This is a genomic window from Mesorhizobium temperatum (assembly GCF_002284575.1).
In the GTDB taxonomy this organism is placed as follows: domain Bacteria; phylum Pseudomonadota; class Alphaproteobacteria; order Rhizobiales; family Rhizobiaceae; genus Mesorhizobium; species Mesorhizobium temperatum.
Map to the genome: position 1 here is coordinate 63727 of NZ_NPKJ01000033.1, position 16278 is coordinate 80004.

General features: G+C 60.8%; 15 protein-coding genes, 1 tRNA gene and 1 pseudogene. 6 read left to right on the forward strand and 11 right to left on the reverse strand.

Annotated elements, in window-relative coordinates; all coding sequences use genetic code 11:
• Window positions 1-64: 64 nt before the first annotated feature.
• A complete protein-coding gene (gene nusG, locus CIT26_RS09515) occupies window positions 65-628 on the reverse strand; it encodes a transcription termination/antitermination protein NusG (protein WP_167391346.1) in 564 nt (187 codons plus the stop codon).
• A 435-nt stretch (window positions 629-1063) separates the two neighbouring features.
• Window positions 1064-1648 carry a biotin transporter BioY gene (locus CIT26_RS09520; protein WP_095492364.1) on the reverse strand — a complete coding sequence of 195 codons (585 nt, stop codon included), beginning with the start codon at window positions 1646-1648 and terminating at the stop codon, window positions 1064-1066.
• A gap of 117 nt (window positions 1649-1765) precedes the next feature.
• On the opposite strand from CIT26_RS09520, the gene CIT26_RS09525 reads away from it, so the two are divergent.
• Window positions 1766-2674 carry an MBL fold metallo-hydrolase gene (locus CIT26_RS09525; protein ID WP_095492343.1) on the forward strand — a complete coding sequence of 303 codons (909 nt, stop codon included), beginning with the start codon at window positions 1766-1768 and terminating at the stop codon, window positions 2672-2674.
• A gap of 30 nt (window positions 2675-2704) precedes the next feature.
• Here the strand turns inward: CIT26_RS09525 and CIT26_RS09530 are convergent, their stop codons facing one another.
• The 5 genes from CIT26_RS09530 to CIT26_RS09550 are packed head-to-tail and all read right to left on the reverse strand — an operon-like array spanning window position 2705 to window position 7608.
• Window positions 2705-3685 carry a phosphorylase family protein gene (locus CIT26_RS09530; protein ID WP_245319305.1) on the reverse strand — a complete coding sequence of 327 codons (981 nt, stop codon included), beginning with the start codon at window positions 3683-3685 and terminating at the stop codon, window positions 2705-2707.
• Window positions 3628-4419, reverse strand: a complete 792-nt coding sequence (locus CIT26_RS09535) for an ABC transporter permease (protein ID WP_095492345.1) — start codon at window positions 4417-4419, stop codon at window positions 3628-3630. Before CIT26_RS09535 ends, CIT26_RS09530 begins: the two co-directional genes overlap by 58 nt.
• Window positions 4412-5299 carry an ABC transporter permease gene (locus CIT26_RS09540; RefSeq protein WP_095492346.1) on the reverse strand — a complete coding sequence of 296 codons (888 nt, stop codon included), beginning with the start codon at window positions 5297-5299 and terminating at the stop codon, window positions 4412-4414. Before CIT26_RS09540 ends, CIT26_RS09535 begins: the two co-directional genes overlap by 8 nt.
• Window positions 5296-6333: an ABC transporter ATP-binding protein gene (locus CIT26_RS09545; protein ID WP_095492347.1), complete on the reverse strand. Its 1038-nt coding sequence runs from the start codon at window positions 6331-6333 to the stop codon at window positions 5296-5298. Before CIT26_RS09545 ends, CIT26_RS09540 begins: the two co-directional genes overlap by 4 nt.
• Window positions 6334-6360: 27 nt before the next feature.
• On the reverse strand, window positions 6361-7608 hold the full coding sequence (locus tag CIT26_RS09550) for an ABC transporter substrate-binding protein (protein WP_245319306.1): 1248 nt from the start codon (window positions 7606-7608) through the stop codon (window positions 6361-6363).
• Here CIT26_RS09550 and CIT26_RS09555 point away from each other — a divergent pair.
• The gene (locus CIT26_RS09555) at window positions 7601-8599 is read left to right on the forward strand and encodes a LacI family DNA-binding transcriptional regulator (protein ID WP_095492349.1); all 999 of its coding nucleotides are present in this window, start codon (window positions 7601-7603) and stop codon (window positions 8597-8599) included. The two genes, CIT26_RS09550 and CIT26_RS09555, sit on opposite strands and share 8 nt — an antisense overlap.
• Window positions 8600-8848: 249 nt before the next feature.
• On the opposite strand, the gene CIT26_RS09560 is transcribed toward CIT26_RS09555, so the two are convergent.
• Window positions 8849-9631, reverse strand: coding sequence for a DUF1499 domain-containing protein (locus CIT26_RS09560; protein ID WP_095492350.1), 783 nt, complete (start codon window positions 9629-9631; stop codon window positions 8849-8851).
• A 79-nt stretch (window positions 9632-9710) separates the two neighbouring features.
• The gene (locus CIT26_RS09565; RefSeq protein ID WP_095492351.1) at window positions 9711-11339 is read right to left on the reverse strand and encodes a fatty-acid--CoA ligase; all 1629 of its coding nucleotides are present in this window, start codon (window positions 11337-11339) and stop codon (window positions 9711-9713) included.
• A 175-nt stretch (window positions 11340-11514) separates the two neighbouring features.
• Here CIT26_RS09565 and CIT26_RS09570 point away from each other — a divergent pair, with 175 nt between their 5' ends.
• Both CIT26_RS09570 and CIT26_RS09575 read left to right on the forward strand, forming a co-directional pair.
• Window positions 11515-11871, forward strand: a complete 357-nt coding sequence (locus CIT26_RS09570; protein ID WP_095492352.1) for a hypothetical protein — start codon at window positions 11515-11517, stop codon at window positions 11869-11871.
• A 136-nt stretch (window positions 11872-12007) separates the two neighbouring features.
• Window positions 12008-12397, forward strand: a complete 390-nt coding sequence (locus tag CIT26_RS09575) for a DUF427 domain-containing protein (protein ID WP_095492353.1) — start codon at window positions 12008-12010, stop codon at window positions 12395-12397.
• A 67-nt stretch (window positions 12398-12464) separates the two neighbouring features.
• Here CIT26_RS09575 and ppdK read toward each other — a convergent pair whose 3' ends face one another.
• The gene (gene ppdK, locus CIT26_RS09580; RefSeq protein WP_095492354.1) at window positions 12465-15143 is read right to left on the reverse strand and encodes a pyruvate, phosphate dikinase; all 2679 of its coding nucleotides are present in this window, start codon (window positions 15141-15143) and stop codon (window positions 12465-12467) included.
• A gap of 209 nt (window positions 15144-15352) precedes the next feature.
• Between ppdK and CIT26_RS09590 the strand changes: the two genes are divergently transcribed.
• Both CIT26_RS09590 and CIT26_RS09595 read left to right on the forward strand, forming a co-directional pair.
• Window positions 15353-15697: a VOC family protein gene (locus tag CIT26_RS09590; protein WP_095492356.1), complete on the forward strand. Its 345-nt coding sequence runs from the start codon at window positions 15353-15355 to the stop codon at window positions 15695-15697.
• A 143-nt stretch (window positions 15698-15840) separates the two neighbouring features.
• Window positions 15841-15915 (forward strand) — tRNA-Gln (locus CIT26_RS09595).
• Window positions 15916-16031: 116 nt separating this feature from the next.
• Here CIT26_RS09595 and CIT26_RS09600 read toward each other — a convergent pair.
• Window positions 16032-16278: pseudogene (locus tag CIT26_RS09600) on the reverse strand (SLC13 family permease); the annotation flags it as partial.

Here is a 16278-nt window from a genome sequence, read left to right on the forward strand (position 1 = left end):
TCCCGGGTGAACCCGAGAGCCGACTTTGCAGCACTTGCACCGCATGACCTGGCGTCAGCTGCGGTTATGCGATCGCGACGAGTTCCCTTGAATCCATGTCAACAGGGATCTCGCCATTCATGATGGCAACCAGCACTCGGGCCCTTCCGGCTGGATCGAGCCGGTCAAGGCGACCGATCATCTCCGCGAAAGGACCTGAAAGAATCCGAACCGATGCGCCCGCAGCGAGGCCTCCGCTGAAATCAAGCAGGCCATCCCTGCCGGTCAGGGCTATGAACCGCTCCACCAACCCCGACGGGACCGGCGATGGCCGTTCGCCCTGCATGATGAGTGAGCGCACACCGAACGTTCCATTGACCGAGCGCCACCGCTGCAGCGCGACATCGAGGGCGATGAACATGTAACCTGGAAAATAGGCCGCCGGTCGCGTCTCGATGCGCCGGGCATGACGTGTGGTCTTCTCGCAGCGAGGCGTAAACGGGTGAAACCCCTGCATCCGGAGATGCCGTTCGGCGACGTCTTCTTTTCCCGGAAATACGCTGGCGGCATACCAGCGTGCTGCGGTGCCGGTTGCGGGTGGTTGCAACGATACAGTCGCCTTAACAGTTGTTTTTCCCGGGCTGGTCACAAGTATCCTTCTCGGCGGTCTTTGGCACGGTCGGGGCAAGCGTTACGACAGCGCGAAGATACCAGCAAGCAACCATGTCGTGAGAATCGATTCGATTGGTCGAATCCTGCTAATTGTCCACTACTTTAGCTGCGCCTAAAAGTCATCGCGCCGCTTTCTTTTTTAGCTATCCAGCAGCGGTATCGAGCAATTGCTCCGATATGTAGCTGCTTGGTTATGCTGGCTCGCGACGAACCGCTGGCTCTTCTGGTCCTTAATCGGTCGATTTGAACATAGTGTGACGGTATCGTTAGCAAAACGTTACCGACCACTTGGCGGCGGCCTGCTTTGACGAGAACTCGCGGCAGGCCGTCGCTGAAACGGGACCGTTCCACGATCACATCCTGTGGTTGCGTGCACTCGATCAGTGCCCGCGCCCGATCTATCGACCAGAGTTCAGGGGCGTTTGAGTAGCGACCAGACGGCTGGCACAAGGCTCGCCGCCAGGCCGACCTTGATCAGGTCGCCGACGATGAAGGGCAAGACGCCGAACTGCCATGACTTTTCCGGGCCGATGAGCAGTGCCAGCCAGGCAAAGCCCATCGCCATCATGACGATTTCGGCAACCAGCATCGCGTTGAAGAGCTTGATCGGATGGCGATCCCAACCGCGATCGGCAGCCCAGCCGACGATCGCCGCCATGACCACGAAGCCGGCAAGATAGCCGCCGGTCGAGCCGAGCATGTAGGCGATGCCGATGCCCTTTTCCGGCGTGCCCTGGAAGACCGGCAAGCCCATGGCGCCCTCCGCCATGTAGAGAAGCAGCGTGGCGACGCCGAGGCGCATGCCGAATGCTGCGGCGATCAGAAAGACGGCTAAGGTCTGCATCGAGATGTCGACCGGTCCGAGCAGAACTCTGGTCTTGGCCGACAAGGTCAGCACCAGCGTTCCAATGATCGCCAGCAGAAGCTGCGTCGCCAGGCGGGCCGCGCCTTTTTCAGGCAGAGCGAGAGAAACAAGCGGTGTCGTTGCAATTGCCATGGTCTTCCTCATTGCGGACTGCCGCAGATCGCGGCCTTGCGTTTTCCTATATTGGCTTCCGTGTTATGCGGCAATCGGTTTTGCCGTCTCTGGAACAGAGCTTGAACGACATTGGCCATGGCGCTGAAATTCGACACAGACTTCGATCCGTCCTACGGCCAGGGCGTGACGGTTGCGCCCGACGTGCTCCGGATTACCGCGGAAAATCCCGGCCCGTTCACCTTTTACGGCACCAACAGCTACATCGTCGGACGCAAGACGCTGGCGGTGATCGATCCGGGGCCGGATGACGATGCGCATCTCAAGACATTGCTCGAGGTGATCGGAGATAGGCCGGTCAGCCACATTTTCGTCAGCCACACGCATCGCGACCATTCTCCGCTGGCAGCGCGGCTGAAGCAGCACACCGGCGCAATTGTATTGGCCGAAGGTCGGCATCGGCCGGCGAGGCCGCTGCGCATAGGCGAGGTCAATCCGCTCGACGCCAGCGCCGACACCGCCTTTAATCCGGATATCGCGCTTGCCGACGATACGGTGATCGACGGCGACGGTTGGGCGATCAGAACGGTGCTGACACCGGGCCATACCGCCAATCACGCGGCTTTTGCGCTGGAAGGAACCAGTATCCTGTTCTCGGCCGATCACGTCATGGCTTGGTCGACCTCCATCGTTGCGCCACCGGACGGCGCCATGGCCGACTATATGGCCTCGCTGGATCGGCTGATCGAGCGCGACGACCGCCTGCTCCTGCCCGGCCACGGCGGGCCGGTGACCGCGCCGCGCAGCTTCATGCGCGAGTTGAAGACGCATCGCCGAATGCGCGAACGCGCGATCCTGGAGCAGCTCAGAAGCGGCGACCGGACGATCAAGGAGATGGTCGCGGCGATCTACAGGGATACCGACCCGCGCCTGCACGGCGCGGCCGGCCTGTCGGTGCTTGCCCATCTCGAGGACCTGGTGGCCCGCGGCCTCATCACCACCGACGGCGAGCCGGCAATCGACGGCATATTCAGGCCGCCTGGCTAAGGTCCCGCCACGAACTACGCTCCTGAAAGCTCAGAACCGGCTGGAACGCTCTGCCGGTTGAGGCGACTTCAAACCCTGGCAAGAGCATTCCGGATTGGCCGGAAGTCGCGCGGCGGTCTCCAGTGCAACCCGCGAGGCTGTCATGGAGAGATTGGGCAGCACGTCCTCCTGCAGCAATTTCCGGCGATTGCGGTCCATATAGTCGTTGAAGCCCGCGGTGACGAACGCACAGGGCACGAAGCAAGCGCCGATCTCGCGCGCCAAGGTGGCCTCAGGGGCGATGGAATGGTTAAGCACATCCGCCCCCATGCCGCGATACGCCAAAGCCTCGGCTGGGGTTGTCAGTCGCGGCCCATAACAATGGGCAGCCACCAACTGCTGTTCGATGCCATGAACGCGGCATTCGGCTGGCCAATGGCGGCGGGCCGTTTCGACAAGAACCGCCGCACATCTTGGACATACGATCTGCTTGCCCGAACAGTCGAAGCTCTGGCGGTCTGGAAGCAGTGAAAACGGGGTCTGCGTCAGCTCGATGATATCGGCGGTCACCACCATGTCGCCGGGCTGGATCGCCTTGTTGACGGCGCCAACGGTCGAGCAGGCGAGAACTTGCCGTACACCCGCCCGCATCAATACCCAGAACGCGCGGCGATGGCAGGAATGGTCGATATGATCGCGGGGGTTGCCGTGCGAATACATGCACAACGCCCGCTTCGCTCTCCCTTCGGCTGTAATCGAGGCATCGAACTCGAGCAACTTCCAGTTGTCGGTACGACCGAAAGGCGTTTCAAAACTCAGGTCGCGCTGCAACGTGCGCACACCATCGAATTCGACATCTTCCGGGAAGGCAAGCCCCCAGTTTGCCGACCCGGTGATGATGGCCAACCCTACCTGAGGTATGTCCGTCAGATCGTCGGCTGCGTGATGATTTGCAGGCATGTTTCCAGTCTCGGTCAGGATTTTTGGCGAAAAGCCACGATCAGGACGACGACCACAACGATAGCGGTCCACAATGTCGAGATCGCCGCAATGGTCGGATCGATCTGATCGCGCAGCGACACGAACATGAGCTTCGGCATCGTGCTGTTGCGACCACTTGCGACGAAGATCGAAATCACAGACTCGTCGAGCGACGTCAGGAAGGCCATCAATGTCGCCGACAACAAACTGATCTGAAGTTGCGGAACGATTATTCCGCCAATAGCTCTGGCCCAGTTCGCGCCGAGGCTACGCGCCGCCTGAACCTGGTTCCAGTCAAAGCGAGCCAGGGCGGGCAACAACACAATGCACGCCACCGGAACGGCCAGCACCACATGTCCGACCAGCACACCGAACAACGTTCCGACCAGACGTTGTGCCGCCAGCACAAAAAAGAGGCCGATCGCAAGCAGGATTCCTGGGGTGATCGAGGGGGTGAGCAGAACGCTCTGGATGGCCGCAGCAGTCTTCCCGCCCAGCCGATTCATTGAGATGCAGCCGAGCAGCGCAAAAGGCACCGCGATCAGCGCCGTCAATGTCCCAAGGATCAGGCTCGTCCTGAGTGCAGCCATCCACGTCGCCGAGCCGAAGAAGTTCTCGTACCAGCGCAACGAGTAGGCGTGCGGCGGAAACTCGAGAAGATTCGACGCCGAGAAGGAAAGCGGCACCACCACGAGCGTCGGCAACATCAGAAATGCCATCACAAGAGCAGCAAAGCCCCAGAGGACAATGCGGGCCAGTCTGTTGTGCGGGTAGGCCTCAAGCATGGGGGGCATCAACTGTGTTCTGGGCCAGCAGGCGCCGTGCCGCCAGCAACATCACGCCGATCAGCGCCATCAGAACGAGGAGCAGAATGCCCAGGACGCTCGCCGACCCCCAATCCTGAAAGGTCGATAGCGTACGCTCGATCCGGGTAGAGAGAGGATTTACCTTGCCGCCGCCAAGCACCGCCGGCGTGATGAAAAAACCTATGGAATAGATGAGAACGATGACCGAACCCGAGAAGATGCCGCCCGCCGAAAGTGGCATTATGACTGTGCGCATCACCTGCCCGAGTGTGGCTCCCATGCTCGCTGCCGCGCGAATGAGGTTTGGGTCGATATCGCGCATCGCAGCATAAACGGGCAGCAGAAAGAGCGGCAGCATGTAGTGAACCATGCCGATCAGCGTTCCGGTGAAGTTATAGACCAGCGGCAAAGGCTCCGCCGTCAGGCCCGAACCGGTCAACGCCGCGTTGATCAGGCCATCACGCCGCAAGAGCACGAGCCAGCCATAAGTGCGCACCAGAATAGCGGTCCACAATGGCAGCATGACGAAGGCCATCAGTACGTTGGCCACCCTTGGTCTGGCACTGGCCAAAGCGAGTGCCAGCGGGGTGCCCAGAAGAATGCAGATCGCCAGCGTGCCGAGGGACAGTTCAAGGGTTGTGACGAGCGCCGACCATGTCAGTCCGCTCGAAAGCACTTTCGCGTAGTTGCCGACAGTGTACTCACCCCCTGTGGTCAGGAAAGATTGCCGGATGATCCAAAGGATGGGCAGTATCGCCGCCAGTCCAACGATGAACAGCGCCGGGAGCGAAAGCGAAAGGAAGAATCGCCGCTCGCGTCGCGCATCTGCGGCGAGCGCAGGATCCACAGTGACGGTCACGCTGTCGCTCCCGGTATCGCGTGAACCTTCGCTGCTGGTGCATATGCGGTCATCCGCTGACCGGCGGCAAGCTCGGCGCAGCCGCCGGCCAGCGCTGCCGGAATGCAGACAAGAACCTCTTGCCCACCGTCAAGCGCCAGCGTCAAAAGCCAGTTCTCGCCGCGAAACGCCTTGGCGCGCAGTATTCCTTCGAGAGCCACTCCGTCTCCCCCGACGAGCTTCGTATCAAGATGGAAGCTTTCGGCGCGAATCATCAGAGTTTCGCGTGACGCTTCGGCGCCGTCGATCCTGCGCACCGAGCCTGGAGCCACAATGTTAGCCTCGCCCATGAACTCCGCGACGAAGCGGGTCGATGGACGATCATAAATCCGCTGCGGCGTATCGATCTGCTGGATGCGGCCGGAGTTCATCACCGCAATCCGGTCAGACATAATCAGCGCTTCGCGCTGGTCATGGGTCACGTAGATTGTGGTGATCCCCAGATCATCGTGCAGACGCCGGATCTCGTACTGCATGGTCTCGCGCAGGTTCTTGTCGAGCGCCGACAGCGGCTCGTCCATCAGCATCACGCGTGGTTCGAAGACGATAGCCCGCGCCAATGCCACCCGTTGGCGCTGGCCGCCGGACAGTGCGGCAACATTGCGCTCCGCCAGACCATCCAGCTTCACGCGGGCCAGGGTGGCAAGCGCCCGCTGACGCGCCTCCGCTCTCGGCGTCTTGCGCAGCGCCAGCGGATACGCGACATTCGCCAGGACATTCATGTGGGGAAACAAGGCGTAATTCTGGAATACTATGCCGATGTCGCGTTTGTTGGGCGCCAGGCGAGTAATGTCCCGATCGCCCAACAAGAGTTTACCGGAATCCGGCCGGACAAAACCGGCCAGAGCCATGAGTAACGTGGTCTTGCCCGATCCCGATGGCCCTAGCAGCGTGAGGAATTCGCCAGCTTGAATGTCGAGCGAAACATCATCCAGTGCGACGTAGGTCCCGTAAGCCTTGCTGACGCCGTCGATGGTGATCGGGAGCGACTTCATCATGTGCTCCAGCCTTACAGCTGAGGCTCAGCGGGCCATCATCTCATCGAAGGCTTGTTGAGCAGCCTCGCCGTTCTTGACCCACCATTCTGAATTGGAAAACACCGAAGTGCCGGCATTTTCAGGCGCGGTCGCAAGCGTCTTCAGGCGATCCTCGGGAATTAGGCCACCCTCATATGCCGCAGGATTGACCGGGCCATAGGCGATGAAATCGGTCAGTTTCGCAACACGCGCGGGCTGCGTCATCGCTGCGATGAGCTTCATGGCGGCTTCCTTATTCGGCGCTCCCTTCGGCACCCCAAGGCAGTCCGTGCCGATAACCGAACCCTTGAACGTGTAGTCAGCAGCACCCCCGTCTGCTTTCACGGTTTGGGCCCGTCCGTTCCAGGTAACGACCAGATCCGCTTCGCCGTCCTTCAGCAACTGCGCGGACTGAGCTCCCGAGGTCCACCACACGGCGACATTTGGCTTGATCGCTTCAAGCCGCTTGATGGCGCGCTCCAGACCTTCCGGCGTGCTGAGCACGGAATAGACGTCCGCCGGCGCCACGCCATCGGAGAGAAGCGCGATCTCGATCGAGTCTTGCGCATTGGCGCGCAACGCGCGGCGGCCCGAGAATTTGGCAACGTCCCAGAATTCCGCCCAGGTCTTCGGCGGGTTCTCGCCATAGGTCTTGGTGTTCCACGACATGACGGTGCCATAGGAATCGAACGGATAGCAGTAGTCGGACTTTGCACCCTCCGGCACGGATTTGGGGTCGATGATCTTGTAGTCGAGCGGCTCCAGCAACGATTGTGCGGCCGCCTGGGCGCCTTCCGGTGAGCCCAGGTGAATGACGTCGGTCGTGACCGCGCCCGAGGTGACCTGCATCTTCAAGGCGGCCAGGCCGTCGCTTAGCGTCTCCTCGCGGACATCATAGCCGAGCTCTTTTGCAGCAGGGCCCCACATGGCCTCTTTCATGGCGTTGCCATAATCGCCACCTGCGGTCGTGATGGTGACTGTTTGCGCATGGACGGGCAAGGCAGCCGAGATTGCGAACGCTGCTAAGGAAATGCGTAGCCAGGACATAGGTTCTCCTCCCCAAGATTCATCAAATGGTGCTCGAAATGGCCATTTATTTGTAATCGTAACGTTACGATTGCATCTGAATACGCCTGAGTCAAGCTGCTTCCTATGGGCGTTTGGATTGACCGGGATGTCGAATTCGGTAACGTTATGGCGGTCAGCAAAATCAGCCGGCGCTTTCGCAAATGAAGTCGGGCGAACAATGGCCAATCTAAAACAGATCGCGGCGGAACTTTCCCTCTCGGTGACCACGGTGTCCCGCGCTCTGAAGGATGGGCCGGAAGTGCAGCCCTCGACCATAGCCCGCGTCAAGGAGGCGGCTAAGCGGGTCGGCTATCTACCAAATCATCATGGTCGTGCGCTAAAAACCGGTCGAACGCTGACGCTGACGGCAATACTCCCGATGGAGACACGAGACCATCTGTCCGATCTGTTGAAGCTTCCCTTAATCGAAGGCATGACGCTGGCGGCGCGGCAAGCCGGTTATAGTCTGTCCATCTATTCCACCACTCCCGACGACGATCCCGTCGAGAGTGTGCAGCGGCAGCTTCAGGCGCGCAGCACAGACGGACTGATCATCACGCGCCTGGTGTCGGGTGATCCGCGCGTCAAGCTGCTGCTGGATAAACGCATGCCATTCGTCGCGTTTGGAAGAACCGACCTGGATACCGCGTATCCCTATGTCGATGTCGACAATGAACAGATTGCCTACGAGGCGACCCGACGGCTGATGGATAAGGGCTGTCGACGCATTGCACTGCAACTTCTGGTTCCGGAGGATCAGGCAAGTGCCATGCGTCTTTCCGGCTATGGAAGGGCAATGGCCGAGGCCGGTATTCCGATCGACCAATCGCTGATCGGTCATGGCATGTTCACCATGGAATCGAGCGCAGCCTGGTTCGATCGCTTGCTGGCTTGGTCAGATCCGCCGACAGGCTTGGCATGCGCCAACGAACTGGGCCTTCTAGGGGCGTTACACGCTCTTGGCAGAAGAGGTCTTACGCCGGGGAGCGACGTCCACATTGTCACTCGTGACAGCACGCGGCTGGCACGCTTCCTGCCGGCGAAGATTGGAGTTCATTTCGTGGACATGGCGGGTGTCGGACGCAAACTTATCGAAGTCCTGGAGAGCCGGATCATTAATCCGCTTGGGCCGGTGGAGACAATCTTGCTAAAGGGTGAATTCGACCCTGGCGAATAGTCTGCCCCAGACTCAAATCAACCGACCCAGGGACGGCGACCCAACCTCGCGCGGCTGCTTCGCGGCGCGATTCCACAACTGTCCCGTCGAGCGGAGCACGCACATTTCGACTGAAGGGGACCAGGGCCCGCTTATGGACGCAAGGCGACTGGCGAGACAAGTCGAATTGCCTCCGGCAACCCCAGATTGTATCAGCCGCATTTCTGTAGCGCCGAGCGATACCGCTTGAGCTGTAAAATGCTCTGGACATCACTCGACCGGGGCCGTGCCGACCTGGCCGGCGACTTCCTGATCCAGCTCGGTGAGGAAATCCACGATGCGGGCCGCATTGTCGCCAAGGTCGTAGCGGCCATAACGGGTGGCCGAACGCATGTCGACAATGATTGCATCGCCATCGTCGGTCACACGGATGGCGACGTCGGCGGGAAGGCTGAGGAGGAAGCTCCTGGCTAGGGCGTTAATCGTCACCTCGCTTTGCCCGATCGCGCGGGGAACCGGCGCCGTTAGCTGCCAATCCCGACGATCGAGCACGGTTTCGACTGCTTCCAGGACCCGATCAAAAGGCAGATTGTAGCTGCGTCCGGTGACAAGCGGATAGGTCTCGGTCTGCAGGCGCTGCTCGCCCGGGGTCGGTGGCGAAAGCGCGTTCATATCCCCGGTCCGAGTGCTGGTGTCGAGCATCGGCGGGTCGTCGAAATCCGTCGAGATATCCCTGAGCGGCGGAGAAGTCGCTGCCCAGTAGGCAGCGATACCAAAGGGAGCAAGCACCAGCAGCGCCAGCAACGTGCCGACGGTGAGATCGCGACCGCCACGGTCGCCGAAATTCCAAAATCTCGAAAAGGCAAATCCGGCGAATAAAAGCGCAAAGGCGGCAAGCAGAGCGACAATGCCGAGCACCCAAAGGAAAGCCGGCGTTTCAACAAGCTCATATCGGTGGCCGACGAGAACGGTCAGGAGCAGGACCGCCGAAAAAGCGCCTGTCCGCCGCGACCAGCCGGCCGCCCTCGACGTCTGTCGCTCGGGATTTTCCATTGTTTTCAGCACTGCTCCACCCCGAACGGGCGCTTTGAGCCGTTTAGCGGCGGCTTTAAGGCGAAAGACGTCATCTCCGTCAATCCGTCGGCAGACGATAGTCCCTGAACTGCTGGCGCAAGGTGGTCTTCTGGATCTTGCCGGTAGCGGTATGGGGGATTTCGCCGACGAAGGCGACGTCATCCGGCATCCACCACTTCGCCACCTTGCCGTCCATGAAAGCGAGGATATCCGTCTTGGTCGGCTCCCGGCCCGGCTTGCGGACAACGACAAGCAACGGCCGTTCGCCCCATTTCGAATGTTGGATGCCGATGGCGGCCGCCTCCGCCACATCAGGATGACCGACCGCGAGGTTCTCGAGTTCGATGGTCGAAATCCATTCGCCGCCCGATTTGATGACATCCTTGGCGCGATCGGTGATCTGCATATAGCCGCTCGGGTCGATATGGGCGACATCACCGGTATCGAACCAGCCTTCTTCATCAAACTGTTCGGATCCGATGCCGCCATAATAGGCGCGCGCGACAGCCGGTCCGCGGACCTTCAAGCGTCCGAATGTCTTGCCGTCCCATGGCTGCTCCTTGTTGTCATCGTCCGTCACCTTCATTTCGACGCCGAAAGGCGGATAGCCCTGCTTGCCCTGGACGTCGAGCCTGGCTTCGCCTTCAAGCCCGGCATAGCCCGGCTTCATGGTGCACAGGGTGCCGAGCGGCGACATTTCGGTCATGCCCCATGCGTGGATGACCTCAACATCGTAATTGTCCTGGAACTTCGTCGTGATCGCGCGCGGGCAGGATGAGCCGCCGATGACGACCTTCTTCAGATAGGGAAGTTCCTTGCCGGTCTCCTCCAGATGCTGGAGCAGCATCAGCCACACTGTCGGCACGGCGGCGCTGAACGTCACCTTTTCGGTGTCGAGCAACTCGTAGATCGAGGCGCCGTCCATCTTGCAGCCAGGCATGACCAGCTTGGCGCCGATCATCGGCGCGCTCTGGCCAAGACCCCAGGCGTTGGCGTGGAACATCGGCACAACAGGCAGTATGGTGTCGCGCGACGAGAGGCCCATCGCGTCGGGCATCGCGGCGATCATGGCGTGCAGCACGTTAGAGCGATGGCTGTAGAGGACGCCTTTCGGATCGCCTGTCGTGCCCGAGGTGTAGCACATGCCGGCGGCGGTGTTTTCATCGAACGTCTTCCAGGTGAAGGCGCCGTCGGCTTGGTCAAGCCATTCCTCGTAGGCGACGACATTCGGCAGCGCCGTTTGCGGCATGTGCGCCTTGTCGGTCAGCACGATCACCTTTCTCAGCGATTTGACCGCGCCGGCGATCTTTTCAAGCAGCGGCATGAATGTCAGATCGACGAAGATCGCCCTGTCCTCGGCATTGTTCATGATCCAGACGATCTGCTCGGGAAATAGGCGCGGATTGAGCGTGTGATAGATCGCGCCGACACCCATGATGCCGTACCAGGCTTCGATGTGGCGCGCCGTATTCCAGGCCAATGTGGCGATGCGATCGCCAAGCCCAAAGCCATCCCGCTCGAGCCGCTCGGCGACCCGCAAGGCGCGGCGATGAATTTCGGCGTAAGTGGTCCGGACGATCGGGCCCTCGATCGAGCGCGATACGATCTCGCGTTCGCCGTGCTGCCTGGCTGCGTTGTCGATGAGCTTGTGGCAAAGCAGCGGCCATTCCTGCATCAGTCCGAGCATTCTATTCCTCCCATTGGTTTTTCGTTCCATTGTGGGACGAACAAGCGGATTGTCCAGCCATGACCGGGCAGAAGCAGTACATTGATCGAAAAGACAGGCCGCCACAATCCGGCCATCGTCGGCGTTAACTTTGATTAATGGGCAGGGGTGCGATTGGCGAATGAAAGAGGTTCGCATGGACGCGCAGCTCGACGACAAGACTCTCGAAGATACGCTCGCCGAAAGCCTGGCTGATCTGGTGCCGGACGCCAAAACCGTTTCCGAAGACGAATTCGTCGAAGTTGTCGGCGGCGCCCTTGAGGCGGTCGGCGGCACGCTGTTGTTCAAGATGTGCGTTCAGAACGAAGGCGAAGGCCAGCACGTTGCCGCGGCATGCGTCGGCGATGGCGGCAACCGCCAGTTCCTGCTTCTTACCTTGCCGACCGGCGGTGGTGCGCTGAAGGTCGAGACCGCGTCGAGAAGCACCAATCCGGTCGCCGGTATCGCCGCCGCCTATGCCGGGCTGATGGACGCGTTTCAGGCTGCCGCCTGATGTGGTCATCGGCAGGGCCGATTTGACGAGAGATCCGGCAACGCCAAAGGCGATGGTTTTCGAGCCCCGCATTCGACGGCGGCCTTGCGCGGCGCGCACGCCCGACACACTTTAGGTCGTGCAAGGAGAACCCGTCATGGACCAGATCGCCAATCCGTCACCCGGCTTTCAACGCAACCGGGGTAAAGTGATTACTGTCGAGCCCTACATCGGCACTGTGACCGTACGCGCCGGCGACGCGGTCATTGCCTCGTCCACGAGGGCCAAGGTGTTAGCCGAATCCCCCTACCCCCAGGTCCTCTACATTCCATTCGAAGACATCGATTTCGACCAGCTTCGCAAGACGGAACTGTCGACCCACTGCCCTTACAAGGGCGATGCGAGCTATTGGAGCGTTCTGCCCGCCGCGGAAGCAGGCAAGAATGCAATGTGGGCCTACGAGCAGCCTTTCGACGAAATGATCGAAATCCGCGATCACGGCGCATTCTATCCCAACAAAGTGACGATCGAAGCCAAACCCGCCTGAGCAGGAACGACTCGAAACCTGTCCTGCCGATCAGTCGGGGGTGCAATCGTTGCCGATGTCGTGCCCCTTACCTGCGGCCATTCTTTGCAGCCTGTACCGCCGCCTGCGCGGCAGCCAGCCTGGCGATCGGCACGCGGTATGGCGAGCACGACACGTAGTCGAGGCCGACCTCCTCGCAGAAATGGATCGACGCCGGGTCGCCGCCATGTTCGCCGCAAATGCCGAGCTTGATCTCCGGCCGCGTTGCCCTGCCTTTTTCGGCCGCCATCCGCACCAGTTCGCCGACCCCCTCGATGTCGAGCGACACGAACGGATCCTGCTCGATGATGCCCTTTTGGCGATAGGTCTCTAGGAACGAGGCCGCATCGTCGCGTGAGATGCCGAAGGTCGTCTGGGTCAGATCGTTGGTGCCGAAAGAGAAGAATTCGGCGGCCTCGGCGATGACATGGGCGCGGATCGCGGCGCGCGGCAGTTCGATCATCGTGCCGGTAAGATAGGTGATCTTGACGCCGGTTTCCTCCATCACGCTCTTGGCGACGGCGTCGATCCGCGCCTTGACATAGTTGAGCTCCTTCACCAGACCGACCAGCGGCACCATGATTTCCGGAACCACCAGCGCGCCGGCCTTTCTGCCGGCTTCGACGGCCGCCTCGAAAACGGCGCGCGCCTGCATCTCGGCGATTTCGGGATAGGAAACCGCAAGCCGGCAGCCGCGATGGCCAAGCATCGGGTTGAATTCGTGCAGGGCCTCGGTGCGCTGCCTGAGCTTGTCGGGCGACACGTTCATGGCGGCGGCGACTTCGGCCACCTCGTCCTCGGTCTTGGGCAGGAATTCGTGCAGCGGCGGATCGAGCAGTCGGATCGTCACCGGCAGGCCGGCCATGATCTCGAACAGTTCGAGGAAATCCGAGCGCTGCATGGGCAAGAGTTTTGCGAGCGCCGTTCGCCGGCCCTTTTCGGTGTCGGCCAGGATCATCTCGCGCATGGCAACGATACGGTCGCCCTCGAAGAACATGTGCTCGGTGCGGCAAAGCCCGATGCCTTCGGCGCCAAAGGAACGCGCCATGCGCGCGTCGAGCGGCGTTTCGGCATTGGTGCGCACCTTCATGCGGCGCACGCTATCGGCCCATTCCATGATGGCGGCGAAATCGCCCGAGAGCTCCGGCTGCAGCATCGGTACGGCGCCTTTCAGCACCTGCCCGTTGCCGCCGTCGATGGTGATGATGTCGCCCTTGCGGAACGTCGATCCCATCGCCATCAGGGTGCCGGCTCTGTAGTCGACGCGCAGCGAGCCCGCGCCCGACACACAAGGCTTGCCCATGCCGCGCGCCACCACCGCGGCGTGGCTGGTCATGCCGCCACGCGTGGTCAGGATGCCTTCCGCCGCATGCATGCCGTGGATGTCCTCGGGACTGGTCTCGATGCGCACGAGAATCGCCTTGCGGCCCTGCGTCTTAAGTTCCTCGGCGTCATTGGAGGAAAAGACGATCTCGCCGGTGGCAGCACCCGGAGATGCGGGCAAGCCGATGCCGATCACATCGCGCGCCGCCGCCGGATCGATGGTCGGATGCAGCAATTGGTCGAGCGAGGCCGGATCGATGCGGGCGACGGCCTCCTCCTTTGAAATGAGCTTGTCCCGCGCCATGTCGACGGCGATTTTGAGCGCCGCCTTGGCGGTACGCTTGCCGGACCTCGTCTGCAGCATCCACAATTTGCCGCGCTCGATAGTGAATTCGAGATCCTGCATATCGCGGTAGTGCTTTTCCAGACGGTCGGAGATGGTGACGAAAGACTGGAAGGCATCCGGCATCAGCTTCTGCAGCGACGGCTTGTCGGAGCCGGCGGCAATGCGCGCCGCCTCGGTGATGTTTTGCGGCGTGCGGATGCCAGCGACGACATCCTCGCCCTGTGCATTCACCAGGAACTCGCCATAGAGCATCTTTTCGCCGGTCGACGGGTTGCGGGTGAAAGCGACACCGGTGGCCGAAGTCTCGCCCATATTGCCGAAGACCATGGCCTGGACGTTGACCGCCGTGCCCCAGCTTTCGGGAATGTCGTGCAGGCGCCGATAGGTGATGGCGCGGTTGTTCATCCAACTCGAAAACACGGCGCCGATCGCGCCCCAGAGCTGCTCGTTCGGATCTTGTGGAAACGGCTTGCCGAGTTCCTCCTCGACCTTGGCCTTGTAGAGTGCGATTACGCCCTGCCATTCGATGGCAGTCAGTTCGGTATCGAGTTCATGGCCGAGCCCGCCCTTCTGGTCTTCGAGGATTTCCTCGAACACCTCATGATCGAGGCCCATGACGACATCGGAATACATCTGGATGAAACGCCGGTAGCTGTCATAGGCAAAGCGCGCATCGCCTGAATCGGCGGCCAACGCCTCGACCGTCTCATCGTTCAGACCGAGGTTGAGCACGGTGTCCATCATGCCGGGCATCGAGGCGCGGCCACCGGAACGCACCGACACCAAAAGCAGTTTCGACGGATCGCCGAAACGGCGCCCGGTCAGCCGGCCGATGTGGTCAAGCGCAACCGCGACGTCCGCCTCCAGCGAGGCCGGGTAGGTGCGGCCGTTGGCGTAGTAGGCGTTGCAGACCTCGGTGGTGATGGTGAACCCTGGAGGCACGGGCAGGCCGAGGCTGCACATTTCGGCCAGATTGGCGCCCTTGCCGCCCAGGAGGTTCCTATCGCCGGCACGGCCTTCCGCAGCGCCGTCGCCAAAGGTGTAGACCCATTTGGTCATGCTTGCTCTCCGGTTGCAGGAGATTGAAAAGATTGACGAAGCCGAAGTTCCGCCGTGTCCCTATCCGAGCGATATTATGCTGCAGTGCGAAAGGCAAGCGTCGGCAAAGCCAGCCGGCTTCTACAATCGATTAAGAAAAAGCGATGCCAAAAAGACTTGCGGCTCGATGGCCACTTAAGTAGAACATAACAGGAACCAGGGGTAACGCCATGAGACTGACCGGAAAACTCGATTATCTGGAAATGCCGGCAACTGGTGGAACGCTGGATAGACTCAAGGCTTTCTACAGCGCCGCCTTTTCCTGGTCGTTCACCGACTACGGGCCGACCTATTCGGCGTTTTCAGAAGGTCTTGACGGAGGCTTCCATGCTGATGCCGGCGAAGCGCCCGCCAAGCCGCTTTCCGTGCTTTATTCCGAGCACCTGGAAGAAACCTTGGGCGCCGTCGAAAATGCCGGCGGCACGATCGTCAAGCCGATCTTCTCATTCCCCGGTGGCAGGCGGTTCCATTTCATGGATCCGGCAGGCAATGAAATGGCCGTCTGGGGTGAATAGCGACAGAACTCCCCATCCAGGACGATGATTGCGGACCGAAACTCTGGCTACGGTCCAGTTGCGCATAGCCGCTATTCTCGGCATTGAGCTTTCCGTCGGCTCGTCCTATAAGGCCGCGCGCGCAACGGGCATATTCCCGTTGCTGGGGCGTAGCCAAGTGGTAAGGCATCGGTTTTTGGTACCGACAATCCCAGGTTCGAATCCTGGCGCCCCAGCCATCGCTCACAGGGTCCATTCTGGACACATGTGTAGCAACCACTTAGTAATGCGACAGTTGAGCAAGATAGAGATGCGACAGTTTTCGTCGGCCGGCGAAAGGTCGCTGTATCGCATATTAGCTCATTGGCCATACGATCATAAGCATCGGCACAGCAACAATGACGACGAGGAACGATAGCGGCAGTCCCAGACGCGGATAATCGCTGAAACGGTAGCCGCCCGGCCCCATGACGAGCGTGTTGCACTGGTGGCCGATCGGGGTGAGAAAATCGCAGCCGGCGCCAATGGCGACCGCCATCAGAAATGCTTCCGGCCTGTAGCCGAGATCGCCAGCAAACTCGGCGGCGATAGGCGCCATGACC